The organism is Streptomyces sp. NPDC020379, from assembly GCF_044387105.1.
Taxonomy (GTDB): domain Bacteria; phylum Actinomycetota; class Actinomycetes; order Streptomycetales; family Streptomycetaceae; genus Streptomyces.
In genome coordinates this window covers 446,095-462,859 of the sequence record NZ_JBIRVR010000002.1, presented here as the reverse complement: position 1 = coordinate 462,859, position 16,765 = coordinate 446,095, and the positions used below count along the sequence as shown (strand labels likewise).

Here is a 16,765-nt window from a genome sequence, read left to right as displayed (position 1 = left end):
TGCGTCTCCCGCCGGGCCGTGCGGGGGCAATCCCTTCATCTCGGGCCGTCCCCCGGGTTGTGCAGCCGCTCCACGTCCCAAATCCCGTGGCCGGGCCCACCGGCCGGCCACGGGGGCCCTCTGAACCTTGGGAAGGCATCATGACCCAGTCATCCGTGGAGACCGGGGCCACGGCGGAGGGCGCGGGCGCGGGCCCGTGTCCGCCCGCCGGGCGCTCCCCGCTCGACCGGTACTTCCACATCAGCGAGCGAGGCTCCACCGTCGCACGCGAGGTGCGCGGCGGCATCACCACCTTCATGGCGATGTGCTACATCCTGCTCCTCAACCCGCTGATCCTCTCCGGCCCCGACTCCACGCGGCACACCCTGGACCACGCCGGGCTCATCACCGCCACCGCGCTCGCGGCCGCCGTCAGCACTCTGCTCATGGGCTTCGTCGGCAAGGTGCCGCTCGCCCTCGCCGCCGGCCTCGGCGTCTCCGGCGTGCTCGCGACACAGGTGGCACCCCACATGACGTGGCCGCAGGCCATGGGCATGTGCGTGCTCTACGGCGCGGTGATCGTGCTGCTGGCCGTCACCGGCCTGCGGGAGATGATCATGAACGCGATACCGCTCGCCCTCAAGCACGCCATCACCATGGGCATCGGGATGTTCATCGCCCTCATCGGCCTGGTCAAGGCGGGCTTCGTGCACGCCTCCACGGGCGGCGGGCCGGTCACCCTCGGCCCCGCCGGCGAGCTCACGGGCTGGCCGGTGCTGATCTTCTGCGTCACCCTGCTGGTCGTCCTGATGCTCCAGGCCCGTGCGGTCCCCGGCGCGATCCTCATCGGCATCGTCTCCGGCACGGTCCTCGCCGTCGTCGTCAACGCCGTCGGCCACCTCGGCCCGGGCACCTGGCAGAACGGCGCGCCGGCGCTCAAGGGCAGCGCGGTCTCCATGCCGGACTTCTCCCTCTTCGGGCACGTCGAGTTCGGCGGCTGGGGCTCGCTCGGGGCCATGAGCGTGGGGATGATCGTCTTCACGCTGGTGCTGGCCGGCTTCTTCGACGCGATGGCCACCATCATCGGCGTCGGCACCGAGGCCCGGCTCACCGACGCCGCAGGCCGGATGCCGGGCCTGAGCAAGGCGCTCTTCATCGACGGCGCGGGCGGCGCGATCGGCGGTGTCGCGGGGGCCTCGGGCCAGACCGTCTTCATCGAGTCGGCGACCGGGGTGGGCGAGGGCGCCCGCACGGGCCTGTCCTCGGTGGTCACCGGAGTCTTCTTCGCCGCCTGCCTGTTCTTCACCCCGCTCACCCGGATCGTGCCCGGCGAGGTGGCCGCCGCGGCGCTCGTGGTGATCGGCGCGATGATGATGAGCAACGCCCGGCACATCGACTGGAACGACCGGGCGGTGTCCGTCCCGGCCTTCCTGACCGTGGTGCTGATGCCCTTCACCTACTCCATCACCGCGGGCGTGGGCGCGGGGGTCATCGCCTGCACGGCCATCAGGACGGCCCAGGGAAAGTGGCGCGAACCGGGCCTGTTCATGTGGCTGCTGACGGCGGTCTTCGCCGTGTACTTCGCGCTGCACCCGATCGAGCGGTGGCTGGGCGCGGCGTAGGAGGAAGCCGCGCGGCCGCCACCGCACCCACGGATCACCCGAGGAGAGAGACATGCTGGACCTCGCAGAGGAGCTGCACCGCTGGTGCGAGCAGGGCCGGGACTTCGCCGTCGCCACCGTTGTGTCCGTGCGCGGCAGCGCGCCGCGGCAGCCCGGCGCGGCCCTGGCCGTGGACGCGGACGGCGCCGTCGTCGGGTCCGTGTCCGGCGGGTGTGTGGAGGGCGCGGTCTACGACCTGTGCCTGGCGGCCCTCGCGGACGGTGGGAGCGTGCGCGAGAGCTTCGGCTATTCCGACGAGGACGCCTTCGCGGTCGGCCTGACCTGTGGCGGCGTGATCGACATCCTCGTCACCCCGGTCCGGGCCGGCGCCCCGGACCGCGGGGTGCACGCGGCCGCGCTGGCGGCCGCCGCGCGCGGTGAGACCGCGGCCCTCGCGCGCGTCGTGGACGGCCCGGCCGCGCTGCTGGGCCGCCCCCTGCTCGTACGGCCCGGCGGCACGCTCGCGGGCACGCTCGGCGGCCCCGCCGCGCTGGACCGCGCCGCGGGCCGGGAGGCGGCGGCCCTGCTGGACCTGGGGCGCACCGGGACGGTGGAGGCGGCGTACGGGGAGGAGCCGGCCCCGGACGGCGCGGGGACCGGCTCGCGCTGCGGTGAACAGGTCGTGCTGCTCGTCGAGTCCAGCCTCCCGCCGCCCCGGATGATCGTCTTCGGGGCGGTGGACTTCGCCGCGGCCCTCACCGGCGTCGGGAAGTTCCTCGGCTACCACGTCACCGTCTGCGACGCCCGCCCCGTCTTCGCCACCGCCGACCGCTTCCCCGCGGCGGACGAGGTCGTGGTGGACTGGCCGCACCGCTATCTCGACGCGCAGGAGCTCGACCGCCGCACGGTGCTGTGCGTCCTCACCCACGACGCGAAGTTCGACATCCCGTTGCTGGAACGGGCGTTGCGGCTCCCGGTCGCCTACGTCGGCGCGATGGGCTCACGCCGCACGCACGAGGACCGCCTCGGGCGGCTGCGGGAGGCGGGGGTGGCCGAGCGCGAGCTGGACCGGCTGCGCTCGCCCATCGGCCTGGACCTCGGCGCCCGTACGCCGGAGGAGACCGCGCTGTCGATCGCCGCCGAGATCGTCGCCGCGCGGCGGGGCGGCACGGGGGTGCCGCTCACCGGCGCGCACACGCCCATCCACCGGGACGCGCGGGCGGCCTGACCGTACGGAGGGAGCCGTTCCGGGACGGGCTTCCGACATGTTCACGCCAGTGTGGCAGGATGCCTCGATTGCAGGTTCAACCACCTCAGAGAGTCACCTTGTCACCTTTCAGATGGTCCCGCGCCGCAGCCGTCGCCCTCTGCGTGGCCGCGTGCGGCACGACCGCCACCGCCGCCGTCGCTGCCACCCCGGGCACGGCCGACGGCCGGTCCGCGGAGAAATACTGGACGGCCGAGCGCATGGCCGCCGCCAGGCCCGCCGACACCGGCCGCGCCGTCGCGCCCGCCCCGGGCGCCGCCCGGAGCCGCTCGCTCGTCGGCGCCGCCCCCACCGGCACGCCGCAGGGCACGTACGGCGACGGCATACCCATGGTCGGCACGTTCTTCAGCAGCACCGGCACCGACGGACCCACCTACTGCACCGCGAGCGTGGTGCACAGCCCGGGCCGCAACCTCGTACTCACCGCCGGGCACTGCGCCAAGTCCCTCGCGGGCGGCGGCCAGCGGGTCTTCGTGCCGCAGTACCGCAAGGGCCTGGACGCGGCCCACCAGCCGTACGGCGTCTTCCCCGTCGACCGGGTCTTCACCGACCCGCGCTACACGAAGAACAGCAAGGGCCCCGACTCCGACCTGGACTTCGGCTTCGCCCGCCTCTCCCCGAACGCCCAGGGCGCCAATGCGGAGGACCGCACCGGTGCCCTCCGGCTGACCCCGACCCCGCGCTGGACCAGCACCGTCACGGTCGTCGGCTACCCCGGCTCGCACAACCCGGACCAGAAGGCCGTCAGCTGCACGGTGCCGACCTCGCGGCTCACCGGCTTCCATCAGCTCCGGATGACGTGCGGCGGCTTCTACGGCGGCACCTCCGGCAGCCCCTGGATCACCAACTACGACGCCAGGAACCGCACCGGAGACATCGTCGGCAGCCTCGGCGGCTGGAACGGCGGCGGCAACGCCACCGGCGACGACTGGATCAGCTACTCCCCGGTCCACGACCACGAGATCCAGGACCTCTACCAGGACGCGGTCGCCGGCCGTACGCCCGTCCGCGCCCCGTACCAGCCGCCCGCCGGCAGCGCCCGGCTGCCCGGCGCCGCGTCGACCTGGAGCCACGCGAGGTTCCTCACCTCCGGCGACTACACCGGCGACGGCCGCGACGACCTGATGACGGTCTGGAGCGACGGCGAGGTCACCCTCTACCCCGGCGACGGCAAGGGCGGCTTCGGCGCGGAGCAGCAGCTCGCGAAGCCGAAGAGCTACTGGCAGCGCGCCCAGGCCGTGACCGCCGGCGACTTCAGCGGCACCGGCCGTCCCGACGTCCTGGTCCGCTGGGACACCGGCAAGGTCAGCTATTTCCAGGACGTCGACGCGGCGGGCTTCGGGGCGAAGAAGGAGTTCACCCTCGCGGCCGCCGGTTCCGCGTGGAAGGACGCCGCGCAGATCACGGCCGGCCGCTTCAACTCCACCGGCAAAGCGGCCGACCTGATCGTCCGCTGGGCCGACGGCAAGCTCACGCTGCACAGCGGCGTGAACCCGTCCGGCACCGGCACCGAGCGCCGCCTCGCCGACTCCGGCTCCTTCTGGCGCAATTCCACGGCCCTCGCCGCCACCCTCCCCGCGGGCCGGGACCGCTCACAGGTCGTCGTGCGCTGGTCCGACGGCTCGCTGGGCAGCTTCGCCCTCTCCGGCGGCGGGCTCTCCGGCACCCGGCTCCAGGCGTCCAACCCGTCCTGGGCGGCGCCCGCGATGACCGCGGGCGACTTCGGCGGCTCGGGACGGGCCGACGGCCTGGTCGTCCGCTGGGCCGACGGCGAGACCGCGCTCTACGACCGCACCGCCGCGGACACCCTCGGCACCTGGAACCCGCTGGTCAACACCGGCTGAGCGACAGTTGGCTGACGCTCCGTCAGCCATGCAGGGCGGCATCGACCACCAGTGCCCGGTGGTCGGTGTCCGCCAGGTCCACAAAGCGCGCCGCGCGCGGCTCGACCGCGGCGCTGACCAGCACATGGTCGATCTGCGCGCCCAGCGGCGGCGCGGTGAGCGCGGGCCATGTCGGCGTCCGCGCCCGGCCCGCCAGGGCGGCGCTGTCCCGCACCCCGGTGTCCAGGACGGAGCGGAACGCCGCGTGGTCCTGTGTGGCGTTGAAGTCGCCCGCGATGACCGTGGGCACCGCGCCCCGCCCGGCGGCCACGGCCCGCAGCCGCCCCAGCTCCCGCTGCCACAGCGCCACCTGGCCGGGCTCCGGCGGCATCGGATGCGCCACCTGGAAGCGCAGCGCCATCCCCGCCACGCGCACCACCGCCCGCGGCATCGCCAGCGTGCCGCGCACCTCGCCGTCCGGCTCCAGCGGGAACCTGCTCAGGATCGCCGAGCCCTCCGCCCGGCCGTTCCCGGCGATCCGGCGGTACGGGTAGGCCGCGCGCACCTCCGGCCCGTCGAGGGCGACCGCGCAGTTCTCCGGCGCGCACTCCTGCACCGACACCAGGTCCGGCTTCTCCCGGCGCAGCGTCTCCAGCAGCCCCGGCGTCGCGCCGCCGAACTCCAGATTCGCGGTGAGGATGCGCAGCTGGGCCCGCACCGGGCCCGGTGCGGGCGGAGGCGCCGCGTCGTACGGGCGGAGGAAGAAGGCGACGGCCGCGGTGGCGAGCAGCCCCCAGGCGCAGCCGACAGCCCACCGCGCGCCCGCCGCCAGCAACAGCGCGACGGCGGCAGGCACCAGCAACCACGGCAGGAACGCGAGGAGTTGGGGCACCGGCGTGAAGGCGTCGGTCCCCAGCGCCCGGCACAGCGCCACCACGCTCACGGGAACCAGCAGCACCCCCGCGCACCAGCGCGCCCGGCGCCGCCGCCCGCCCGGCAGCCGCATTCCCTTCCCGAGGTCTTCGCGCATCGTCCGGCCTTCGTATTACCCGCCCGGGGCGGACCCAGTTGACTTCCTATGGCAAGCTAGAGGCTGAAGGTGCCGCTCCGGCCGCGTTGACGCGTATTTTTACGGCGCGGCGCCTGTGCTGTCCGTGACGAGCGAGGAGGTGATCGGGATGACCAGTCGGAGTCCCGAGGGAAGTCCTCGCTACAGCCGGTCGGCCACTCCTCGCCGAGCGTAGGCGCTCCGTTTCTTCCTTTCCGGGCGCACGCGTTCCGTTGATTCTCCACTGAGCTGACCTGCGGCATCGCCTTTTTCCGGCGTTCATTGCCGCGCCGTTGTCGCGAGCCCTTTCCCTTGTCGGTGTTTCCGGCCTTCCCGGCCGTCGCATTCCCTTTTCCGTGCCCCGGGGCGCCCTTCGCCGTCCCGTCGCGCGGCCACCCTTCACTTTTCCGTGCCCCGGCGCGGCCGCGCCATGCCGTCATGTCGCCGTGCCGTCGCGTCGCCGTGCTGTCGCGCCGTCGTGTGCCCGGAGAGAGGTTTTTCGCCATGACCCACACGACCCTCACCCCCCAGAAGCTCGCACCGCCGGGCCGCGGCCGCCGCGACCGCAAGGCCGCGGAGCTGGAGGCCCGCACCCGCGAGGCCGGTGACCGGCTCGCCCGCTACAGCTCCCTGCCCGGCAGCCAGGTCCTCCAGGACGTGCGCGCCACCGCGCAGGGGCTGCGGCACGACGAGGCCACCCACCGCCTGGAGCGGCACGGCGCCAACGTCGTCGCCCACGAGCGCGCGCCCCGCTGGTTCACCCAGCTCGCCAAGGCATTCGTCAACCCCTTCATCGCCGTGCTCGTCGCGCTCGACCTCGTCATGCTCTGGCAGTGGCTCCGGGCCGCCGACGACGAGCCCTTCGACCCGGGCATCGCCATCCTCGCCACGATGGTGCTGGTCAGCGGCGCCCTGCGGTTCTGGCAGGAATACCGCTCGGGACGTTCGGCCGCCGCCCTGCGCGCCTTGGTCACCACGACCACGGCCGTGCAGCGCCGGGCGGGGCGGGGCGAGCGGCCCACGACCGTCGAGATCCCCATGGACCAGGTCGTCCCCGGCGACATCGTGCGCTTGGCCGCCGGCGACCTCGTCCCGGCCGATCTGCGGCTGCTCACCGCCAAGGACCTCATGGTCGGCCAGGCCGCGCTGTCCGGCGAGTCCCTGCCGGTCGCCAAGGCCGACACCCGCACCCACGACTACGGGCAGAGCGTCACCACCGACCCCGTCGAGGCCGACAACCTCTGCCTCATGGGCACCACCGTCACCTCCGGCACGGCCACCGGCGTGGTCGTCGCCACCGGCTCCGACACCTACTTCGGCTCGATGGCCGGCTCCCTGGTCGGCGAACGCCCGCAGACCAGCTTCGACACCGGCGTCCGCAAGGTCAGCTTCCTGCTGATCCGCTTCATGCTGGTCATGGTCCCCGTCGTCTTCGCGATCAACGGCTTCACCAAGGGCGACTGGGACGAGGCGTTCATGTTCGCCCTCGCGGTCGCGGTCGGGCTGACCCCCGAGATGCTGCCGATGGTCGTCACCACCAACCTCGCGCGCGGCGCCGTCGCCATGTCCCGGCGCAAGGTCGTCGTCAAGCGCCTCAACGCCATCCAGAACCTCGGCGCCATGGACGTGCTCTGCACGGACAAGACCGGCACGCTCACCGAGGACCGCATCGTCCTCGACCGCTACCTCGACGTGCACGGCCAGGAGGACACCGAGGTCCTCGAACACGCCTACCTCAACGCCCACTTCCAGACCGGGCTGCGCAACCTCATGGACCAGGCGGTCATCGACCGGGTGCTCGAGGCCGAGGAGGTTGTCGTCGACGCCCGCTTCACGATGGTCGACGAGATCCCCTTCGACTTCGCCCGCCGCCGGATGTCGGTGGTCCTGAGCCGCAACAGCCTCGCGGCGGCCCCCGAGCCGGGCGAGCACATCCTGATCACGAAGGGCGCCGTCGAGGAAGTCCTCGCGCTCTGCACCCACATGACGGACCGCGGGCAGCGGGTGGAGCTCACCCCCGAGCTGCGCCGGAAGGTCACCCGTACGGCCGAGGACCACAACCGGCAGGGCCTGCGCGTCCTCGCCGTGGCCACCCGTACGCTCCCCGCGGCGCGCACGGCGTACACCGTCGCGGACGAGGCCGAGCTGACCCTCCTCGGCTTCCTCGCCTTCCTCGACCCGCCGAAGGCAGACGCGGCGCAGGCCCTCCAGGCGCTCGCCGACAAGGGCGTCACGGTCAAGGTCGTCACCGGTGACAACGAGCTGGTCGCCGCGCGTGTCTGCGCCGACGTCGGCATCGACGTGGGCGAGGTCGTCACCGGCGCCCGGATCGACGGCCTCGACGACGGCGAGCTGCGCGCCCTGGTGCGGACCACCACGCTCTTCGCCAAGACCAACCCCGTGCAGAAGGCCCGGATCGTGCGCGCGCTCCAGGCCGAGGGGCACACTGTCGGCTTCCTCGGCGACGGCATCAACGACGCTGCCGCGCTGCGGGACGCCGACGTCGGGATCTCCGTGGACACCGCCGTCGACATCGCCAAGGAGTCCGCCGACATCATCCTGCTGGAGAAGGACCTGATGGTCCTGGAGCAGGGCGTGGAGCAGGGCCGGACGACGTTCGGCAACACCATCAAGTACATCAAGATGACCGCCAGCTCGAACTTCGGCAACGTCTTCTCGGTGCTGGTGGCCAGCGCGTTCATCCCCTTCCAGCCGATGCTCGCGATCCACCTGCTGGTGCAGAACCTCGCGTACGACATCTCCCAGCTGGCCACCCCGTGGGACCGGATGGACCCCGAGTATCTGCGGCGGCCGCGCACCTGGGACGCCAAGGGCATCGCCCGGTTCATGCTCTGCGTCGGCCCGATCAGCTCCGTCTTCGACATCACCACCTTCCTGGTGATGTGGAATGTCTTCGGCGCGAACAGCGAGGCGCACCAGACGCTCTTCCAGTCCGGCTGGTTCGTCGAGGGGCTGCTCTCCCAGACCCTCGTCGTCCACATGATCCGCACCCGCAAAATCCCGTTCATCCAGTCCCGCGCCTCGGCGCCGGTGCTGGTCATGACCGGGCTGGTGATGGCGCTCGGCATCGTCCTGCCGTTCTCGCCGCTGGCGTCGGCGCTGTCGATGGAGCCGCTGCCGATGGCCTACTTCCCGTGGCTGACCGGGATCCTGCTCACCTACTGCGCGCTCACCCAGGTGGTGAAGACCTGGTACATCCGGCGGTTCAGCACCTGGCTGTGACCGGCCGATAGGGATACGGACAAGAACGAGGAGGAACGTGCGGCATGGTCATCGTCAATGAGTGGCACATGGCGGCCAATATCGCGGCCGGTCTGGGCTTCGGTGCGATCATCGGGCTGGAGCGCCAGTGGCGGGCGCGCATGGCCGGACTGCGGACGAACGCGCTCGTCGCGGCGGGCTCCGCCCTCTTCGTCCTGCTGTCGCAGTACGGTTTCGCGTCGGCGACGAGCACCACGGGCTACGACGGCTCGCGGGTCGCCGCCCAGATCGTCTCCGGCATCGGCTTCCTGGGCGCCGGTGTCATCATGCGCGACGGGCTGAGCGTCCGCGGCCTCAACACCGCCGCCACGCTGTGGTGTTCGGCCGCGGTCGGCGCCCTGGCCGGGACCGGGCTGTACGTGGTCGCCATGCTCGGCACCGTCGGCGTGGTCGGCGCGAACACCCTGCTGCGGCCGCTGGCCCGGGGCCTGGACCGGGGCTCGCACGGCGTCGAGGTGGCCACCGACTACCACTTCGAGGTCGTCTGCACCGAACCCGAGGAGGCCCACATCCGCACCCTCGTCGTGCAGGCCGTCACCCGTCCCGGCTTCCGGCTGCGCTCGGTCCACAGCAGTGACGCGGAAACGGGCAAGGTGATGGTCGCCGCCGACCTCACCACCGAGCGCCGCGACGACAGCCTCCTCGAAGGGGCCGTCAGCAGGCTCTCGTTGGAGCCCGCTGTCTCGGCCGTGCGCTGGACGGTCCTGCGCGGGCCGGACGACACGGACGACGACTACCCGACGGAGACGCGCGGGCGGCGCCGGGTGCGGAACTTCTTCACGGGGCGGTGAGCGGGCGCGGGCGGCCCGCGCCGGCGCGCCTCAGAGGTCACGGAGTCCGTGGCGGGGAGGCGGCGGGACCGGGGTAGACGCGTTCGAGGGCGTGCCAGCCCGTGTCGTGCGCGCGCACGGCCTCCTCGGCGCGCCCGCCGCCGCGCAGGCCGAACAGCCGCTTGGCGAAGAGCAGATAGATCACGACCGCGAGGTTGATGATCAGGGTGAGGACCTTGGTCGCGCTGATGCGGCCGGTGAGTTCGTAGACCTCGGGCACGAGCAGCACCGTGGTCGCCACGAACGTGAGGTACTCCGCCCAGCGCCGGGCCCGCCACAGGCCGACCGCCTCGACGCCTTCGAGTACCGCGTACGCCGCGATCACCAGGCCGATGATCCACAGCGTGGAGGTGTGCGCGCGGAACGCCTTGTCGAGCTCGCCGAGCAGCCCGTGGCCGGACCGGCCGCTGGGGCCGCCCACGCCGTTCTGCAGGGCGTCCACGACGCGGTAGAACGGATCCCTCAGCCGGGCGCGCTCCCCGGCGAAGAGGAACACGGCGACCGCCAGCACGGCGAGCACCACGAAGTGCAGCATCCGGTCGACGGCGATCAGCCGCAGGACATACCGGTCACGCAACGGCCTGCCCCGCAGCGGAAGTTCGATCGCGCCCCGGTCCGGCGGCGTCTCACGGCCGGGCCGCTCCGGCGCCGGGTGCGGCAGCCAGGCATCACAGCGCAGGCACCGGTGCCAGCGCACCCCGCCCGCCCCTTCCTGCACGAACAGCGAGTCCTCGGGCCGCACCCGCGCCGCGTCGGTCCCCTCCAGCCGGTGCCCGTGCAGCCCGCACTCGATCAGCTCGTACCACAACTTCCGCTTCCGCGGCCGCACGCCGGGTGCGTGAACCGCCTCGGGCTCGTCCGCCACTGCTCCTCCTCGGTACCGGCTCACGAGCCCGGCGTCAGGGCCGGCCCCGCCACCACCCAGCGTAGAGGCGAAGAGGACCGCGGCCCAGGAGGAAGTCCTCCCGGAGGGGGCGTTCCCGCGGGGAAGTGCGCCGTGGGGCGATCGCGGTCTGCCGTTGGGGGCCCGGAAACCTCGTGGAGGCAGGTGAGCCGGGGGGCTGCCGATGCCGTCGGCGTGCCCCGGCAGGGCGGGGGGACAGCGGTCATGCCGGCCGCCCCGGATCGGTGGGGAGCAGGTAGTTGGGCCCGTCGGCGTAGTGCTTGTTGATGTCCGCGGCCCCCGAGCGGTCCTTGCTGAACAGCGTTCCGGCGGTGACCATCGCCTTGATCGGCAACCGGGGCGCCTCTAGCACCCGGGCGCGCAGCACCGCGGCCGGGCCCGGGGGAAGCCGGTCGACGGCTTCGGTGAGCCGGCCCCGGAGGAGGCCCAGCCAGGTGTCCAAGGGGTCCCCGCCGCGTTCGGCCAGTTCGAAGGCAAGGGCAGCCGCGCACAGGTGAACGGGCACGGTCGTGAACAGGTCGGCCAGCGGGCCGTCGTCGCTGACGAGAGCCCGGGGGTCGGTGAAGCCCAGCAGACCGGCGGCCGCGTCCCCGCCGATCCGTGCGGCAAGGCGCGCGGGGTGCACGCGTGGCCCGTCGTTGTCCTTGAGCAGCAGCCGCATCCGGGGGAGGCCGCCGTGGCCGTCGAGGACGATCGAGGTGTTCTGCTGGTGCGCCTCCAGCGCGATGCCATAGGAGAAGAGGGTGGTGTGCCAGTCCAGCAGCAGCCGGAGGTAGGCGTCGAACAGCGCGACCACCGAGCCCCCGTAATGGCATGCGGCGAGCACGTCGATGACGGGACGGCCGTCGGGGCAGGTGGCCAGCAGGGCGGCGACCGGCACCACATGGGCGTCGTCGAGGCCGGACGGGTAGCGGCGCACCAGCGCGGCCAGCAGTTCATGGCCCGCGCCGAGGTGGGTGCGTTCATCGGTGAGCAGTACGGTGCCGGCGAAGCGGGGCTCGCGAGCGGCGACCTCCGCCAGCAGTCGCTGCCCGCACTCGCCGTTGGGCAGGACGCCCGGTTTGATGGTGCGCCGGTTGAGCAGTCCCAAGGTGGACGTGGCCAGGGGGAGTTTGATGTGGACGCAGGGGTCCTCGACAACGGCGACGGTCCGCATGGACAGCGTGGGGACCACGGCCGGCCACGCCGTTTCGGCCAGTCGCGCGCTGCCGCCGAGGCCGGCGGCGGTGACGGCATCGGCGAGCGGGCCCTCGGCGGTGAGCGGGTGAACGGGCAGCGCCAGGTAACCGTCGCCGGACCGGGCCAGGCCGAGGGAGGCGGGGGCCGGCCACCAGCGCGGCAGCCGGGCCCGCCGTCCGAGAGTCAGCGCGTCACGCGGCAGAACGAGCCAGCGCAGGCCGAAGGCGGGCCGGAATTCCGGTGCGTACGCGAGGAGTTGGCGCTCGTCGAGGCCGTTGCGCACCCGGCCGGTGGGGTAGACGGGATGGTCCCGGAAGGCGGCCAGCGCCTCGAAGGCGAGGGAACCCCGCACCCCCGTCCACTCCGCCACGGGCCCGTGCTCCTCGGCCAGCCTCCCGGCCACGCGCGACCGCTCCCGCCCCTGCAACCGCACCATGGCCACAGCCTGGTCGCATTCGGCACGGAAGGCGTCGAAACCCGGCTGATCCCGCTCGGCCACGCCCTCGCGCAGCCGGTCCAGCACGGCACCGAGGCCGGGGACCGGGCGAACCCGGATCTCGCACTGGAAGCCGTCGGGGCGTACGGGAATGTCCACCCCGGGAAGGACGAGCCAGTCGCCGTCGGGCCGACGCTCGACGACCGCCCCGGGGCGCAGGCCGTACGGGTCCTCCCGCAGCAGGGCGCCGAGGGCCCGGGCGAGGACTCCGTCCTCCGCCGTCACGTGATCTCCCGGCGCCGTCACGCGATCTCCCAGCGATGGCCGGCGCGGAACGCCGCCACGACCCGTCCGATCCGGTCCTGGTCGGGTCCGATGGCCCGCATGACGCCGAGGTGGTCGCGGTCGGAGTGGTGAAGGGGGTGCTCCTCGCCGATCTCGCGCTGCGGCCGGTAGACCAGCCGCACCCCGTCCCGGTCCCACTCCGTGGGCCCCGGTGCGGACGTGAGGGCTCCGGCGCGCTCGGCATGCACGATCTCGATACGGAGCAGCCGTCCCGCTCTCCGTGCGCCGAGGTCGGCCGGGAGCGGGTGGCCGAGGTGGGTGCCGAGAATGTGCTCGAACAAGGGGATGCCGAGCACCTCGGCGAGACCGAGGTCGCCCTGGTCGCCGGAGGAGCGGTAGTTGACTTCGATCACGCGGACCCGCTCGCCCTGGACCACGAACTCGGTGTGGCAGGCGCCGAACCCGACACCGAGGGCCTTGAGCCGCGCGGTGACCTGCTCCACGTGCGCCCGGGGCGGCGCGGGCAGCAGATCGGCGCGCCGCAGGACGAAGTGCGGTGGCACGATGTCCACTTCATGGAAGGAACCGAGGACGTGCAGGGTGTGGCCGTCCCCCAGGGTCTCCAGGCTGCGCAACGGCCCCGCCAGGTAATCCTCGACGACCAAGGGCAGACCGGGCCGCCGGGACCACACGTCCCGGCAGTGGCGGAGCAGTTCCGCCCGGTTCTCGACCAGCTCGACGTCCTCACTGGCCACCCCTTCGCGGGGCTTGACCACGCAGGGGAAGGGCGGCCGGACCTCCTCCGCGTCCCCGGAACGGGTCAACTCCGCGCTCCAGACGGTCTCCAGCCCCGCCTCGGCGAGGGCCCGCCGCGTCTGCGCCTTGTTCTTGGTGAGCAGCGCGGCCCGCCAGCTCTTGCCCGGCAGGCCGAACCAGTCGGCAGTGAGCGCCGCTTGCACCTGGAGGTGATCACTGTTGGTGAACACGGCCTCCGGCCGGCGGTCGAGCGCCCCGATGCGGGCGATCACCTCGCGGAAGTCGCGTACCTCGCAGGGGACGATGTTGATCCGGGGCCACGCGTCCCCGGCGCGTCCCTCATAGGCCCGTCGGTGCGCTTCGGGTGCGTCGGTGAGCAGTGTGACGTCGAGCCCCAGCCGGGCGGCGGCCGGGAGGTAGCCCTCGGTGACGGAGTCGGTCGGGGGCAGCGCCAGCATATACAGCACTAGGGAACTGTAGAACCGGCATTGGTCATGTCAACCCCGCTGCGACGTAGCGCAGTTGGCCTGCCGCACGCCGCCCCGCCCGGTCCGCTCGCCCCGTAACCTCCGCCGCGTCCCACCGTTAGGCGGACGGTATGAGGAGCAGATCATTCAGCTCCGGAACCCGCGTTTCAAGGAGACCCCATGTCCGTACGGTCCTGGTTCGGCGCCGCGGTCCTCGCCGCCGCGACGGTCCTGTCCTGCACGCAAGCCGCCTCGGCCCACGGGGAGCACGGTTCCCACGAACCGCACGCGACGCGCCTCGTCGCCGAGAACGCGAACGCCAACCTCTTCCCGCCCTCCGTCGGCGTGAGGGCCTTCCTGAACGACGCCGAGACCGGCAGGCCGCTCAGGGGCAAGGGTGTGGAGTTCACGACCCCCGACGGCAGCGAGATCTGCCGCACCGTCACCGGTGGCGAGGGCGAAGCCGCGTGCGTCGGGCCCCTCCGCCTGGGTACGGCGAGCGCGGGCGCGCTGACCAACGGCTACGTCGCCACCTTCCGGGGCGACGAGCAGTACGGTGCGTCGCACGCGTTCGGCACCATGGGCCTGCTGGTCCGCCCCTGAGGCGCCTGCCTGACTTCCGGTCTTCCGGTCCTCCGGGAGGGAGGGCATCCTCTTCCGGCGAGGGGGCTACGACGCCCCCGGCATCCAGCTCGGGGAGATCACATGACCTCACCCCTGACGCATGTCCGGTCCGGTCTGCCCGGCGATGACAAGGGACCGAAAGACTGGAAGGAGCCCGCTGATGGACACACCGGTCGCGGCCGCGGGGCCCTCCGCGTGGCAGGGTGCGACGCTGGAAGAACAGGACTGGCTGGTCTCGTTGCAGCCTCCGCTGCCCGCCCCGGCACCCGGGCGAGCCACCGGCGACGCGTCCTGGGGCCCGGATGGTGCCGATGCCGTGGCCCGGGCCGCGCGGTGCCTGAGCCATGGCCCCGGGCTGGCCGTGGTGCGCGGCCTCGGCCTCGGCACGTCGACCGATGACGAGTGCGTCGAGGTGTGCCGGCGGTTCATGGCTCCGCTGGGCGACGTGCGCCCTGCGAACCCGGACCACCCGGGCGACAGCCTGGTGACGGCCGCGGCCCCTGCCCCCGCACTCCTGGCACGTCCGCACGGCCCCGACAGAGACCTCGCCCCGCACACCGACCGGGCGAGATTCCCCGGACCTCCGCGGCTGCTGGGCATGCTGTGCGTCCGCCCGGCGCGCCACGGCGGCGAATCGGTGCTGGTGAGCGGCCATGCCGTACACAACGCACTGCTCAGGTCCCGGCCGGATGCCCTGCCTCACCTCTACCAGGACTTCCACTTCGGCCGCGGGCCGGACTTCGAACACATCTACCCCGTCTTCCGGCGCGGCGCCGGCCGCCTGAGCGTGCAGTACAACCGCTACTGGATCACCCGCGGCCAGCCGGAGCACGGAATCCCCCTGTCCACCGCTCAGGTTGCCGCCCTGGACGCCTTCGACGAGGTCCTGGCGGACCCTCGCATGGCCCTGCGCGTGCGGCTCCGCCGCGGTGACCTGCTGCTGGTGGACAACATGACCATCCTGCACGGCAGGACTCCCTTCACCGACGCACCCCCACCGCACGCCGGCCGCTGCCTGGCGCGGGTGTGGGCCGACTGATCGTTCTCCAGCCTCCCGGCGTCGAAAGCGCCCTCGGCAGCCGTCCTCGATGTCATTCGCGTACGCGAAGTCGATCAAGGCGTCGCGCCCTCGCCGTCACAGTCCCCGTACCCCGCTGAGCGGTACAGGCCCCGCCCGGTACGGCAGCGGAGCCCTGATACGACGGCAGGGCCCGGAGCGTGCGTCGCGCTCCGGGCCCTGCCCATGCGGTGCCGCCCTGTGGCGGCGGTGCGTCGGCTCTGTGCGGTGGTGTTATTCGCCTGCCCCGGCGGCCTCGGCCGCGCGTGCCTTCTCGCGCATCTTGCGCACCAGCTCGGCCTTCTGGTCGGCGGCATTCCGGCGGTCGCGGTTGCGGTGCGGACCGTTGTTCTGCCGTTCGGCGCGGGACAGCTTCTTGCGCTGGCCGCCGCCCTGGCCCACGGGGTTGTTGATGTTCTTGCTGTCGGTCACGGGTTCTCCCGGTGATGCTGTGAAGTGATCTACGGATTCATCGGTGGGGGACGGGCGCGGCGACGTCGGAGCACGTCAGCGGGGGCCCGTCACGCTCTCACTCGTAAATCGGTGTCTGGAAGAACATGACGAAGACGTTACCTGGTCCCGCCGGCCCGCGCGCCAGGGTTTTCGCCGGGGCGGGCGCCTCCTCGGCACCCGCGGCCTGACCAACCGCGAACAGCGGCCCACGGACGCCGACGGGGCACGTTCGGGAGGAGGATAGCGACAGAAGAACGATTCAGGGGGCGAACGGCTCGATCTCTCCCGCGAAGACGATGATCTGGTCGATGAGGCTCCGTCGCAGATGGACGACATCCGTTCCCGCCAGGCGGGGGCCTCCCTCAGGCGTCGTGAAGACCCACTGGTAACGGGCCCATTCGTCAGGCATGTCCACCGCTGAGCAGCGCACCATCGTGCCGGTCCCCGCCGGGTGGCGCCGGATGTCCAGCACGAACCGCTCGACCGCCCCGATTCCTTCGCTGCGCCCCAACGGCCCCCAGAAGACCACGTCCGAGGTCAGGGCCTGCGAGAGCAGGGCAGTCACATAGCTGTCGTCCGAGGCGTTGAACGCGAAGATGAACGTGTCGATCGCGGAGCGTGCGGTCTCTTCCTGCATGCCCCAGTAATACCAGCCGTTTCGCGTGCGCTCGCCCCACGAGCCGTCTTCCGGTCACGGTGAACCACCCCGGTCACAGCACCGGGCAGCCTCCGAGGCACGATCCGTGATTCGCCGCTGTCAAGCGGATCAAGGGA

The 16,765-nt window shown here is 72.5% G+C and carries 13 protein-coding genes; 7 read left to right on the top strand and 6 right to left on the bottom strand.

Annotation, left to right across the window (positions count from 1 at the left end):
- The first annotated feature begins 140 nt into the window (after nt 1-140).
- The 3 genes from ACH427_RS04690 to ACH427_RS04680 all read left to right on the top strand — a co-directional run bounded on the left by ACH427_RS04690 (nt 141) and on the right by ACH427_RS04680 (nt 4,691).
- Nucleotides 141-1,601 carry an NCS2 family permease gene (locus tag ACH427_RS04690; protein ID WP_398867915.1) on the top strand — a complete coding sequence of 487 codons (1,461 nt, stop codon included), beginning with the start codon at nt 141-143 and terminating at the stop codon, nt 1,599-1,601.
- A 52-nt stretch (nt 1,602-1,653) separates the two neighbouring features.
- Complete coding sequence (locus ACH427_RS04685) at nt 1,654-2,808, top strand: XdhC family protein (protein WP_398867913.1); 1,155 nt, start codon at nt 1,654-1,656, stop codon at nt 2,806-2,808.
- A 98-nt stretch (nt 2,809-2,906) separates the two neighbouring features.
- Nucleotides 2,907-4,691 carry an FG-GAP-like repeat-containing protein gene (locus ACH427_RS04680; protein ID WP_398867912.1) on the top strand — a complete coding sequence of 595 codons (1,785 nt, stop codon included), beginning with the start codon at nt 2,907-2,909 and terminating at the stop codon, nt 4,689-4,691.
- 22 nt (nt 4,692-4,713) lie between these two features.
- Here ACH427_RS04680 and ACH427_RS04675 read toward each other — a convergent pair whose 3' ends face one another.
- Nucleotides 4,714-5,700 (bottom strand): endonuclease/exonuclease/phosphatase family protein, encoded by a 987-nt coding sequence (locus tag ACH427_RS04675; RefSeq protein WP_398867911.1) that lies wholly within the window; start codon nt 5,698-5,700, stop codon nt 4,714-4,716.
- 522 nt (nt 5,701-6,222) lie between these two features.
- Here ACH427_RS04675 and mgtA point away from each other — a divergent pair.
- Nucleotides 6,223-8,961: a magnesium-translocating P-type ATPase gene (mgtA, locus tag ACH427_RS04670; protein WP_398867910.1), complete on the top strand. Its 2,739-nt coding sequence runs from the start codon at nt 6,223-6,225 to the stop codon at nt 8,959-8,961.
- Between the two features lie 44 nt (nt 8,962-9,005).
- Nucleotides 9,006-9,791 (top strand): MgtC/SapB family protein, encoded by a 786-nt coding sequence (locus ACH427_RS04665; protein WP_398867909.1) that lies wholly within the window; start codon nt 9,006-9,008, stop codon nt 9,789-9,791.
- Between the two features lie 37 nt (nt 9,792-9,828).
- Here the strand turns inward: ACH427_RS04665 and ACH427_RS04660 are convergent, their stop codons facing one another.
- The 3 genes from ACH427_RS04660 to ACH427_RS04650 form a co-directional block, all read right to left on the bottom strand.
- Complete coding sequence (locus tag ACH427_RS04660) at nt 9,829-10,695, bottom strand: DUF2127 domain-containing protein (RefSeq protein ID WP_398867908.1); 867 nt, start codon at nt 10,693-10,695, stop codon at nt 9,829-9,831.
- Nucleotides 10,696-10,936: 241 nt separating this feature from the next.
- Entirely contained in the window at nt 10,937-12,634 is a 1,698-nt protein-coding gene (locus ACH427_RS04655) for an IucA/IucC family protein (protein WP_398867907.1), read from the bottom strand.
- A 17-nt stretch (nt 12,635-12,651) separates the two neighbouring features.
- Entirely contained in the window at nt 12,652-13,848 is a 1,197-nt protein-coding gene (locus ACH427_RS04650) for an acetyl-CoA carboxylase biotin carboxylase subunit family protein (protein WP_398867963.1), read from the bottom strand.
- A gap of 189 nt (nt 13,849-14,037) precedes the next feature.
- On the opposite strand from ACH427_RS04650, the gene ACH427_RS04645 reads away from it, so the two are divergent.
- Nucleotides 14,038-14,460, top strand: a complete 423-nt coding sequence (locus ACH427_RS04645; protein ID WP_398867906.1) for a hypothetical protein — start codon at nt 14,038-14,040, stop codon at nt 14,458-14,460.
- A gap of 181 nt (nt 14,461-14,641) precedes the next feature.
- The gene (locus ACH427_RS04640; RefSeq protein ID WP_398867905.1) at nt 14,642-15,520 is read left to right on the top strand and encodes a TauD/TfdA family dioxygenase; all 879 of its coding nucleotides are present in this window, start codon (nt 14,642-14,644) and stop codon (nt 15,518-15,520) included.
- A gap of 252 nt (nt 15,521-15,772) precedes the next feature.
- Here ACH427_RS04640 and ACH427_RS04635 read toward each other — a convergent pair whose 3' ends face one another.
- Nucleotides 15,773-15,970: a DUF6243 family protein gene (locus tag ACH427_RS04635; RefSeq protein ID WP_398867904.1), complete on the bottom strand. Its 198-nt coding sequence runs from the start codon at nt 15,968-15,970 to the stop codon at nt 15,773-15,775.
- 280 nt (nt 15,971-16,250) lie between these two features.
- Nucleotides 16,251-16,628 carry a nuclear transport factor 2 family protein gene (locus ACH427_RS04630; RefSeq protein ID WP_398867903.1) on the bottom strand — a complete coding sequence of 126 codons (378 nt, stop codon included), beginning with the start codon at nt 16,626-16,628 and terminating at the stop codon, nt 16,251-16,253.
- Between the last annotated feature and the right edge of the window lie 137 nt (nt 16,629-16,765).